The organism is Microcoleus asticus IPMA8 (assembly GCF_013179805.1).
GTDB lineage: Bacteria > Cyanobacteriota > Cyanobacteriia > Cyanobacteriales > Microcoleaceae > Microcoleus > Microcoleus asticus.
In genome coordinates this window covers 1-10,556 of record NZ_SRRZ01000181.1, presented here as the reverse complement: position 1 = coordinate 10,556, position 10,556 = coordinate 1, and the positions used below count along the sequence as shown (strand labels likewise).

Below are 10,556 nucleotides of genomic sequence, written 5' to 3'. Positions count from 1 at the left end.
AGCCGACAATGCGCTGGATATTTCAGATGTTTCAGGCGGTGCATTTAGTCACGATATCAGGAGAGAAGCAAGTCAGCAATTTAACCCAAGACCGTCAAGATGTATTAAAGCATTTAGGACAGTATTGCTGTCAATACTATTTAATAGTTTCAAGTGGATGATGATTGATAGCGAGGGGTAGATATTTGTGAATAATCCTCATTTATTAGTCAAGACAATTTACTCTTGGCATGAGTTGCCTTGGCTCAAAATATAAGTTGTAGCGATAAAATAGCCACATGAATATATTAGAAAAAATCACTGATTTCAGCTTATTTAATTTAGGTAAAATTGACAGGCTGCTGTAACGCTAAAACCGCATAACTTCAACCCAAAAGCGTTTTGGCTCCCAAATTTCACAACTGATAAAAGAATCGCAGTCACATCTGCAGAATGTGGGTATAAAAACAATCGATATCACAGCATATAAAATCCCAGAGCGCAGGATTTGCGGAGGGGAAAATGTGAATAAAATTATTGGTTTTAAATTATGGATATGTGTCCTCTTGCAGTGTCAAGAGGCATCGAGCGAGCGACCTATCTGGGCTTTGTAGCTAAGATAATTTCCCGGTGGAAAACCGGGAAATTATCAACTAAATCAACCTTTTTTCTGGCCTTGCAGCTTAGTTTTCCAATTGGCGATATTCTTCTGAGCCTGCTGATAGCTCTTAGTACCCGACGGCACAAGCGAAGCAGCTTCAACTGCCTCTTTCAGCTTTCCTTGAGAGCCGCGCAACTGAGCAATTTTGAGAATACTTTCGCTCCACTCTCCAATCAACTGCTGAGCTTCTTCATACTTCGGCTGACCGGGCTCAATTTTATTAGCTTGCTGGATGCCTTGACTGTAAGAAGAGGCAACTCCTCGCTTAATTTGACCCTTAGCAGCCGATAGCAAAGCAACATTTACGTTCTGGTCTTTGGATAGCTCTTCCCACTGAGCGATCGCCTCTTTCGACTGATTGTAAACAGGCTTATTGACATCCGGCATCAATTTAGCCGCCCCGATCGCTCCCTGGAAATCGCCCCGAGCAGCCCGCCCGTTAGCTATATCCAAAATCGTTAAACTCCAGCGCTCAGTATCCTGCTGAGCCTGCGGGTAGAGCGGATCGCTAGGTGGAATCGTTCGAGCCTTAGCCACCGCCTTATTAAAACTAGAAGCCGAACCATCCTTGAGGAAAGTTTTCGCCTCAGCCCACACCTCCTGGCTCGAGGGCGGCTGCTTGGTTCCAGTTCCTGCTTGCACCGCCCGCGGTTGGTTCTGCGACACCCCAGCACCAGCAGATTTTTGAGATCCAGAGTTTTGGCCATTTTGAGCAGCCGATTGGGGATCTCCTTCCTGCTGACCGATAAAAATTGATTTGTTCGTCAGAAAAACACCCAACAGCAGCACCAAAGCCGTAGCAGAGCTCCACAAAATTAGCTGTTGCAAAAAAGACTTATCCGACCCGCCGTTATCCTCATTCTCCGGCTTTTGCAAGTTCGGTCGATCGCCCCCCCGATCCGCAGCGCCCACAGCATTCGGCTGCGACACAGGCGGCATCTCAACCGACGAATCTTGAGCGTTGCGAACTGCCGGAGGCAGATCCATTCGAGCCGTAGCCGTCGCCATTTCTGGGCGATCGAACCCATCAGCCGTATTAACCGCCATATTGCCATTGCGTCCTGCCAATACAGCAGTTGGCACTCCAGAAGCATCCGGCAAAATCACCAAATTAGCCTTTCCTGGAGGATTCACCACCATCAAAGGTTCTTGTTTAGGACGCAAATGGTGGTCGCACAGCTCCGGCAGCCGATCGCTCAAAAAACGGTCTAAACCCTTAAGGGTCATGCACTGTCCCGAGCGCAGCCCCTCCAAAAGCGCCGTCGTAAAAAATCCCTGACGCAAAGCCGAAGTTTCCCGCGAAACTTGATTCGGGCGGCAAGAAAGCACAGTCGGAATTTCCAGTTCCCGCGCCAGCTCGGCCGTTTGAGAGCCGATCGTGTCCCCCGCTTTCACAGTCTGGCTGCGGTTCATATCAACCAGCACCAACACTGTTTCGGTAGGAGCGTTTTTGAGAGTATTCAACAGCAACTCTACCGGAATTCCGGTACCCGGAATGTCAGCCGGATTGCCATCAACCGGCATCAAATAATCCTTGCCTTCATAGCTAACACCGTAGCCGCTAAAAAAACACCAGAGTAAATCTCCATGTTGCAGATGTTCAGCGCAGAGGCTTTGAGTCAACCTCAGAATATTTTCCCGATTCGGATATGTAGATTGACCCCACAACGACGGCGAGCTATCGGTCATGAGCAGACATCCATCCGGCGCAAAACCCGCCTCCTCAGTCAAAAAACCGTACAGTGCCTCTGCATCCTCTTGGGCATAACTCAAAGGCTGGAGTAACTGATATTGATTGATGCCTATTGCAATACAAGCGTGATGTTTCATCTCCATATGCCCTATATATATAGTGGACAGCTTGCACAAAACGATAACACATAGCCGTTTAAGGTTATACCCACTTTCGCCCGCAGTCAGATACCAGTTGTCCGAAGGCAAAAGTTCCAACAAGCGCCCAAATTTAGCATCCTAGAATTTAAAATATTTATATTGCAGTAAAAAATTATACCCTGTGCCTGCCTTTAGAAAAATGACGTTAAATTGGATACACAGGCCAGTCTATTTGACTCTTATTTTCTGAAAACTACACCAAAAAGGAATAACCCGCCAATGATCTCTATCGCCCAAAAAGAAATCTCCGCCCCCAGCGAATCGCTACTGAAGCAAAAGCATCCTAAAACTCACAGCCACTATAGGTTTCAGGATTTTTTTTCCTTCGATCACCAAATAGGTACAATTAACGACTGGAATAAGTCACGCAACATTTTTACCAGCGAAGACTTCATTATCGGTTTGGTGGAGGGACTCGAAGAAGAAGTAGGCCCGGCTTCCTCTGTCATAATGTATACTATTGGTTGCCATTGGGGGCTGCAAGATTCTGAATTTTTTCAAAAATGGTTTAGTGCCGAATTCAACCAGAACATCCGCCAGTCAAATCTCCTGTTTCTGCTAGAAACTTGGTGGTGGCCTTTCACTGCTCAAGGTTGGGGTCGCTGGGAAGTTGACATGAGCGATCGCAAACACGGCTGCATCTTCATCAATATCTTTGACTCAGCAGTTGCTCGCACTTTGGGCGACGTAGGCAAACCGGTTTGTCACCTATATGCCGGTTTGTTCGCCGGTTTCTTCGGATCTCTAGTCAAAAAGCCTCTGAGCTGCATAGAACTGCAATGTTACTCAATGGGAGAAACATATTGCAAGTTCCTGCTCGGCAACCCTGATAAAATTGATGCAGCAGCATTCTGGCTCAACGAAGGTGCCAACGCCCGCGATATTCAAACTCGACTGCAACACGGTGAAATATTGCGGTAAACAACAACGTGGAAAGGCACATCCCCTGCCCTGCCTTTCCTCCCACCAATTTCGCGATCGATAGTGCGATGGTGGGCATCTCGAGGCAGGAAGAAAGATGAAAAGTCAAACTTCATGGTTGGACAAGTCTGTCCAAGACTTCTTTGGTCACTATAATTGGTTGGGAAAACCTTTAGAAACCTCAAATGGCTCGGCCCCCGGTCAAGTTATGAATTTAACCCAGCCAGTAGCAGACTTTTTTCAAGCTATTTCTTGGGAAGGAATTCCCGAAGTAGGCGCCCTACCTCTACCGCCACCCTTGCCAGTAATTTCTATTTCTGAACCAGCAGAAGTCACCATTGATGATCTATTCGACCTGTTTTAATCTGTGTGGGAAATGGAAAACAAAAAATATGGCAATTCCTCATCTCTTATCTTTCATATCTCCTCTCTCAAAATCCCTCCGTTAAATCCGTTAAATCCCGTACACTGCTCGTTGCCGAACTTCCTTCTTTATATCAATTACCGATTACCACTTAATTAAAATCATGCACCCTGAGATTGAGGCGCTGCTGGATCAGGCAGAAAACCGCTTTTTAAAAGGCGAAGAACTCATAGCTTTTAAGCGTCAAGCTGCAACTCTTGCCCAGCGCTTAAAAATTTACGAATTTTTGCGAGATAAGGAAGCAAGCATCTTCCAACCAATAGCCGACAAGCTACAAGAAACATTCCCAGACGAAAAACAAGAAACCTTAGAACGATCGCTCAAACACTGGGTGTTAGTATTGCGGTATTGCGCTATGGCTATGCTGCTGAACGATCGAAATTTTCTAGAACAGCGCCTCCTAGATTGGCTTTCCGGCATAGTCGAAGCCCACCAAACTCAAAAGCTCGAAGCAACTGTTTGCGATCTGCTGCAAACTCGTTTAAAAGAACTGCTTTCCGAGCAAGCCAGGGCTATATTACAGCCATTTTTAGACCAAGCGCAGTCAATTGTGATTGACCAAGGTAATAAATAATAAGCCAATTCCCAATTCCCAATTCCCAATTCCCAATTCCCGATGATTAATATTGCCGACTTGCTCAAACAGCCCCGACTCCCTGGAAACTACTTTGCCAGCGATGCCTACGTCCGAGGCGACCTCGAACTCGGCTTGCTCGAAAACCGCCGGGGCGATCGGCTCATAGCGCTCCCAGAAACACTGATTCAAGCGATTTATATCGGCTTAGAAAAAGAAACTGGTCAAGCCTCCCGCCTCGTGCTTTTCAATTGCGGTCGCTGGTGGGGTAAAAACTTCTACGTGCGTTTTTGCGAAGAAGTCAGCGAATACTACGGTCAGCCAGTTTCTGAAATGGAAATGGTACAATTTCTTCAGTCCTTGCAACAGTGCTGGAAAACTCACGGATGGGGAACACTTGAACTGGACCCCAGCTATTCCGAACAGGGATTTTTAATAGTAAAAACTGCTAACTCTCTTTTTGCCAAAACAGCCCCCAAGTCTAAGCAGCCAGCCTGTTTTCTAGAAGCAGGTATTTTAAGTTCGTTCTTTAGTCAGCTTACAGGTCGAGAACTCCACTGCCTGCAAACCTCGTGCGAATCCTTGGGTTCGGACTGCAATCGCTTTATTTTAGGGCTGCGTGATCGCCTCCAACCAGCAGATATTTTCCTCGAAGAAGGACAAGAACACGAAGCTATTATCAGTCAACTTTGCCAAAAATTTTGACTTATTTGACAGCTATTAGTTTGTTGCTAATAGCTGTAAACTCCCTTGATAGGCAACCTTTTTATCCGGTGTATCATCAAAACTGTGAGTTAAATTATAAAAAAGCTACTGAGTTAAAACATCCGGTTTTACTTATTTAAATAAAACCTGATTATAACTAGCAGCTAGAAAATTCATAACTTACCCTAGAAACTCATAAAATTTAAAAGCAATCACAACCTAAAACATTTTCCTAGAACTTAATGGACGCCAATGAACTTTTAAATCGATATGCAGCCGGCGAAAGAGATTTTAGACTGGCAAATCTGCGCGGCATTGTCTTGAGTCCGATCGATTTATACCGTTCCAGCGATGCCCCAACTCTAATCATGGCAAACCTCAACCAACACCAGCACCGAGCCTACTTAATCGGTGCTAACCTCAGCGGTGCAGACCTCACCAAAGCCCATCTGAGCCGAGCCAACCTCAGCAAAGCTGACCTCAGCGGAGCCAATCTCACCGGCGCCAACCTCATGGCAGCAAGTCTCAGCGGAGCCAATCTCAGCGGAGCCAATCTCACAGGCGCCAACCTCGCCGGATGTCACCTGAATTGGGCAAATCTGACGGGAGCAATTCTCCCCAAGGCCAATCTCGCAGGTGCAGATCTGAGCGCCGCCAACCTTACAAAAGCCGTTCTCAGCGAGGCAAATCTAAGTAAAGCTTATCTGATTAAAGCCAATCTCAACGGGGTCAATTTCAAAGATGCCTGCTTAAGTTTAGCGAGTCTCAAAGAGGCAGACTTGACCGAAGCACAGCTCACCGGAGCTGAATTGTTCAAAGCCAACCTAGCCGGAGCCAACTTAACCCGTGCTAACCTCAGCAAAGCCAAGCTGTTGCAAGCTAACCTCAGGCGAACTAACTTCACTCAAGCCTATTTAAACGGCGCGTGCTTGAGCGAATCAGACCTCAGCGAAGCTTGCTTGGATAGAGCCAATTTGTGCAAAGCAGACCTGAGCAAAACCTACCTGAGAAATATTACTTTGAATGGCTGCCATTTAAGCGGTATCAACCTCAGCGGCGCCGACCTCAGCGGTGTAGACTTAAGCCGCAAACTTTTAACTGGAATTAATATGGCAGAGGCATTGTTGAACGAAGCCAACTTGAGCGGTGCTTATCTGATGGAAGCTAACTTGAGCGGGGCTAACCTCAGCAAAGCCAACTTGAGCCTAGCCTATCTGATCAATGCCGACCTTTCTAATTCTTGCCTGCAAGAAATTGACTTGAGCAAAGCTAACCTGAGTAAAGCCAACTTGCAGAAAGCTGACTTGACAGGAGCCAACCTCCGGGGAGCCATTCTCACGGAGGCGGATTTGAGGGGAGTGCAGTTGATTGGAGCCACTCTTCCTAACGGCACAGTTTATCGCCATTAACCTGTCAAGCCCCTTGATTATTTGCCGAGTAAAGTGCGGTTGTTGTCCAGAATCGGAAAAAATAAGTTCCTTTCTTCCACAGTGAGATATTGTTTGAGTACCTTTTTCATTACGTCGTAGGTCACGGTCGCAGTATTGCGAACTTGAACAGCGCCTAAAATAGTTTGCAACCAAAGCAGGAGCCGATCGCGCAACCGTTCAGTATCGTTAATCAACATTGCTGCAGCCGAATGCCTCAACACCTGCAAAATATCTCCACGGCACTTTTGGGTCACATCTTGAGTCCCCCGGCGAAATAAATTAGGGTCTAGAGACTGCATTTGTGCTTCCACTTGCCGCATAATTTCTGTTTCAGATGCTTGAATTTTTTTATAAGCACTGATCCGGTGATTCAAAGACTGAAAGTAGTCTTTCAAAAATAGGAGTTCTTCAGCACTGGCGTAGCGTCCGTCTGCTTCCGTGCTCAAACGCGCAAGTTGGCTCAACATAGATTTTGCTCTACTACTAAAATACAAACATATCAGTTTTAAGCTTCTTTAGTCCGAACTAAATACTGTCCTACTTGGAAGCGGGTTTCATTAAGCTGTGTAACGATCGAACGAGTAATTAACTTTCCCGATTCTACAACTACTTTACCCGTAATTGGGTGTAATAAATCTTGCTGGGCCCGACGGCCGATCAGAGCTTCGACATTTTCAATAGCATTAATGTACATCCCCGCAGGCAACTGTACAACCACACCCTCGCCCATAATTTGAGCCTGACAAGCAAGTCGCGAATTGGCTTTAGCTGTAGTAATGACTTCCAACGTCCTCCTCTCGCGACGGTTCATGTCAGATAAGCCTTCCATGCCTTCTTTAATGTAAACGTGGCAGGTAGCGCACATTCCCCGCCCCCCGCATTCCTTGAGAACGTCTAAGTCTTTGGAAAGTAAGGCAGACAGGATATTCGACCGGGTTTCAACTGCCATTTCCTCCGCAATTGGATCTAGTTTAATAATTTTAACCATATTGATTTTTGTTCCTGTCAAGTTCAGTATTTAGCAAGTAGGATCAACATATTCATAGCCAATCAAAATTGGGCTAACACTCAAAAACGTTAAGTATGGCTTGACCACAGCATAGGCTTCTGGCTTTCTAACCCCGATTGCATAACCGTGCTTCTGTTTTGGTTATCGCTGTTCCGTCGCCCCGATTCCCAAGCTTAGCCTTGAAAAGCTAAAACCTTAGATTGTTCCTTGACTGTCTCGAAAAAACTGTAATAGTCGCGCTCGACTAAAATAGCAGCCACAGGTAGTTCCATATCTGGCACCCTAATCTGGCAAGATTGATAGTGATTCCGAAACTCAAGGATTTTAGTAGGTGCGACTGTGCGATCGCTCTCAAGGAGACTGAGAATGAACCTGAGATAACATAGGCTGTACCTGGCGAGCAATTCAAAAATTTGAATTATTGTCAGAATTATTTACATATTTTAATACTAGCTCAAGCTTTTTCTATAATTAGACCGATGCAACATTCTAAGTACCGCATTTTAGGGCTAGTCGGACAAGGACAATTTGGTCGAGTCTTTTGTGCCAGCGTTCGAGAAGCTCCCGCCCAGGACTCCCGCCTCACCAGCCAACTGGTTGCTCTCAAAGAACTTAGTCATCAAAAAGCCCCAACTAGCGAATTCTTGCGAGAGCTGTGGTTTCTGATCACCTTGCAGCACCCGAACATTGTTACCTGCCGAGCTCTAGAACACACAGCTACAGGCAGGTACTTGGTTATGGACTACTGCGAGGGAGGAACCCTCCGCAACCTGCTCAAACAAGACCGCCCCTTGCGTCTGCTCGAAGGTTTGCAGCTAGTCATGGAAGTTTTAGCAGGCTTAGACTACGCCCACCGCCGAGGCGTAGTTCACTGCGACATCAAACCCGAAAATATCCTCCTAACTTTAGGAGCAAAAGGTTGGTCGCCCCGGCTTTCTGACTTTGGCATCGCGCGTCGGCTGCCAGAAATTGGTACCACTCGCCTCCACCAAGAAATTTCTCCCGACGCTACCGTAGGTTCCCCCGCTTACATGGCCCCTGAGCGGTTTTACGGTCTTTTTTCCCCCATGTCAGATATATATGCAGTAGGAATTCTGCTGTTTGAATTGCTAATGGGCTACCGCCCTTTCGGGGGAACCCCCGGAGACTTGAGGTGGGCGCACCTGAATCAACGCTTGCAATTTCCCGACGCCATCCCCGAACCTTTGCAAGCAATAGTCAAAAAATCTTTAGAAAAACTGCCAGCCCGCCGTTTTGCCAGTGCTTCCCAAATGGCTCAAGCTCTGCGGCTGATCATGTACGACCCCGCTGTCAGACAATTGGGCGACTGCGTTATTCCGTGGGAAAATCCCACAACCAGTGGTGATAAAAGTCTGAAGTCGGAAACTGAGTCTTTAGTGGAGGTTGAAGAGGAAAAAGCATCACAGTCGGCTATTAATTTACTTCGGACTGTGCGCTATTCGCTTTCGCAGCCAAAGCCACTGATACTTCCTGCACCGTTGACCGCTTTAATTGCCACTGAAACGTATCTCTATGCTGCTGTAGGTACAGAGGTGAAGGTTTGGTCTCAGCCGGGAAAACAGCTAGTTACAGGAGAAATGTCTATTTCTATTTCATTAATGCCGGAAATCGTGCGCGGCATTTTACCTGTTTCCCACGGCTGCTGCGTTCTAACTCCGCAAAAACTTTACTGGCTCAATAATCGCTCTTGGGAACCTCAGTGCCTGCTGGATATCGGTTTTAGGCAAGGCCCAGATGCTTTAAAAGCTGCTGTTGACTCTCACGGCAACTGGTTGACAGTAGCGGTTCCTGGCGAACTGCGTTTTTATTCTTTAGCGGGAAACAGCACTGCAGGTGATGGGGAAAAAGCCCTGAAGCCGATCGCTACTGTGCCGTTACCAGAACACTATTTACCAGAATTAATTTTTTTGGATCGGCGACACGTCTTAGCAGTTTGGCCGGACAACGAACCAAAAAATCCCCAAACTATTTTTAGAGTTTACACTCGCCGCGGCACGCCGGTGGGTTCTGTGCGGTTGTCTGCCAGCGTCGGACAGATCCTGTTGACACCTGAGCCTTATACTTTGCTGGGAATTCCCCAAGGTGGTAAAGCGGCGGTGCTGTTGATGAAATTGTGGCCGCTCAAGGTAGCGCGAATTCCCCTTGAAAGTTTGCCCGTGTCTGCTTGTGTGGCTAATTGGGGATGGGTATTGGCAGATGTTGGGGGACAGATAGAAGTGTTAAACAGTCAAGGGATTCAAGTAGGGAATTTTAGCAGCCCCGCCTCACCCCGGGCGATCGCTCCTTGGGGGAATAGAGGTTTGGTGATTGCTGTCAATACTGAGGAAGAGAGTCACTTGCACTTTTTAGATGTAGATGTAGATGTTGAGGAGACTAACTCGCTATCGATCGTCCAAGGCTGATAACAGGGGTAACGATAGATGTTTCGGGGTTGCCCTAATTAATGAGAGTGTCGTTGCGGGCGATCGATCTAAGCATTGGCTTTGGCATCTTCCCCCAAAGGCTATGGAATAAGGTGGGTTACAGAACCGTACCCTGTGGTGCTCGCTTTGTGTAAGTACCCTGTGGTGCTCGCTTTGTGTAAAAGGAATTGCACGTGGGGACTCATCGCCTCAATTTCAGGTCCAACCTTCCCTGATTCAAGTCCAGCGAAGGCAGAGACTAATTATCGACGACTCAGATTCAGCAACTACCAACTTGTGTAATAGTAAGCCGCGCCCTGCCGCCTCACATTCTCACAAAAGCCTGAGCTCTGAGTAAGTCTCACGATCTTTGAGCTCTGAACGATTTTAAATACCCTTGATGACAGACCCCGGCCAAAAACCGTATTTGGGCGTGAAGAAGCAGCCCCAAGCCATAAAGAGGAGTCAGCCAGGGGATGGCCCAGCGGTGGTTAAGAGCCAAAACCCTGACGGTGTATGGCTTCAAAAAAACTTTAA

Annotated in this window: 9 protein-coding genes; 6 read left to right on the top strand and 3 right to left on the bottom strand. The window is 47.0% G+C overall.

Annotation, left to right across the window (positions count from 1 at the left end; translation table 11 throughout):
* Positions 1 to 637: 637 nt before the first annotated feature.
* Positions 638 to 2,470 (bottom strand): caspase family protein, encoded by a 1,833-nt coding sequence (locus E5S67_RS29440; RefSeq protein WP_172192653.1) that lies wholly within the window; start codon positions 2,468 to 2,470, stop codon positions 638 to 640.
* 282 nt (positions 2,471 to 2,752) lie between these two features.
* On the opposite strand from E5S67_RS29440, the gene E5S67_RS29435 reads away from it, so the two are divergent.
* From E5S67_RS29435 to E5S67_RS29415, 5 genes are all read left to right on the top strand, one after another.
* Positions 2,753 to 3,454 (top strand): V4R domain-containing protein, encoded by a 702-nt coding sequence (locus E5S67_RS29435; protein ID WP_172192651.1) that lies wholly within the window; start codon positions 2,753 to 2,755, stop codon positions 3,452 to 3,454.
* Positions 3,455 to 3,551: 97 nt separating this feature from the next.
* Positions 3,552 to 3,818, top strand: coding sequence for a hypothetical protein (locus tag E5S67_RS29430; protein ID WP_172192649.1), 267 nt, complete (start codon positions 3,552 to 3,554; stop codon positions 3,816 to 3,818).
* A gap of 163 nt (positions 3,819 to 3,981) precedes the next feature.
* Complete coding sequence (locus E5S67_RS29425; protein ID WP_172192648.1) at positions 3,982 to 4,452, top strand: globin family protein; 471 nt, start codon at positions 3,982 to 3,984, stop codon at positions 4,450 to 4,452.
* A gap of 42 nt (positions 4,453 to 4,494) precedes the next feature.
* Positions 4,495 to 5,157 carry a V4R domain-containing protein gene (locus E5S67_RS29420; RefSeq protein ID WP_172192647.1) on the top strand — a complete coding sequence of 221 codons (663 nt, stop codon included), beginning with the start codon at positions 4,495 to 4,497 and terminating at the stop codon, positions 5,155 to 5,157.
* A 242-nt stretch (positions 5,158 to 5,399) separates the two neighbouring features.
* Entirely contained in the window at positions 5,400 to 6,566 is a 1,167-nt protein-coding gene (locus E5S67_RS29415; protein ID WP_172192646.1) for a pentapeptide repeat-containing protein, read from the top strand.
* 17 nt (positions 6,567 to 6,583) lie between these two features.
* On the opposite strand, the gene E5S67_RS29410 is transcribed toward E5S67_RS29415, so the two are convergent.
* Together E5S67_RS29410 and E5S67_RS29405 are read right to left on the bottom strand one after the other, a co-directional pair.
* On the bottom strand, positions 6,584 to 7,054 hold the full coding sequence (locus E5S67_RS29410; RefSeq protein WP_172192645.1) for a globin family protein: 471 nt from the start codon (positions 7,052 to 7,054) through the stop codon (positions 6,584 to 6,586).
* A gap of 38 nt (positions 7,055 to 7,092) precedes the next feature.
* A complete protein-coding gene (locus tag E5S67_RS29405) occupies positions 7,093 to 7,575 on the bottom strand; it encodes a 2Fe-2S iron-sulfur cluster-binding protein (protein WP_172192644.1) in 483 nt (160 codons plus the stop codon).
* A 500-nt stretch (positions 7,576 to 8,075) separates the two neighbouring features.
* Between E5S67_RS29405 and E5S67_RS29395 the strand changes: the two genes are divergently transcribed.
* Positions 8,076 to 10,019, top strand: coding sequence for a serine/threonine-protein kinase (locus E5S67_RS29395; RefSeq protein WP_172192643.1), 1,944 nt, complete (start codon positions 8,076 to 8,078; stop codon positions 10,017 to 10,019).
* Positions 10,020 to 10,556 lie beyond the last annotated feature (537 nt).

What these genes read in the sequence shown, in the direction of transcription:
- E5S67_RS29415 (WP_172192646.1), top strand. Translation starts at nt 5,400, where the DNA reads ATGGACGCCAATGAACTTTTAAATCGATATGCAGCCGGCGAAAGAGAT.
- E5S67_RS29410 (WP_172192645.1), bottom strand. Translation starts at nt 7,054, where the DNA reads ATGTTGAGCCAACTTGCGCGTTTGAGCACGGAAGCAGACGGACGCTAC.
- E5S67_RS29440 (WP_172192653.1), bottom strand. Translation starts at nt 2,470, where the DNA reads ATGAAACATCACGCTTGTATTGCAATAGGCATCAATCAATATCAGTTA.
- E5S67_RS29420 (WP_172192647.1), top strand. Translation starts at nt 4,495, where the DNA reads ATGATTAATATTGCCGACTTGCTCAAACAGCCCCGACTCCCTGGAAAC.
- E5S67_RS29405 (WP_172192644.1), bottom strand. Translation starts at nt 7,575, where the DNA reads ATGGTTAAAATTATTAAACTAGATCCAATTGCGGAGGAAATGGCAGTT.
- E5S67_RS29425 (WP_172192648.1), top strand. Translation starts at nt 3,982, where the DNA reads ATGCACCCTGAGATTGAGGCGCTGCTGGATCAGGCAGAAAACCGCTTT.
- E5S67_RS29435 (WP_172192651.1), top strand. Translation starts at nt 2,753, where the DNA reads ATGATCTCTATCGCCCAAAAAGAAATCTCCGCCCCCAGCGAATCGCTA.
- E5S67_RS29430 (WP_172192649.1), top strand. Translation starts at nt 3,552, where the DNA reads ATGAAAAGTCAAACTTCATGGTTGGACAAGTCTGTCCAAGACTTCTTT.
- E5S67_RS29395 (WP_172192643.1), top strand. Translation starts at nt 8,076, where the DNA reads ATGCAACATTCTAAGTACCGCATTTTAGGGCTAGTCGGACAAGGACAA.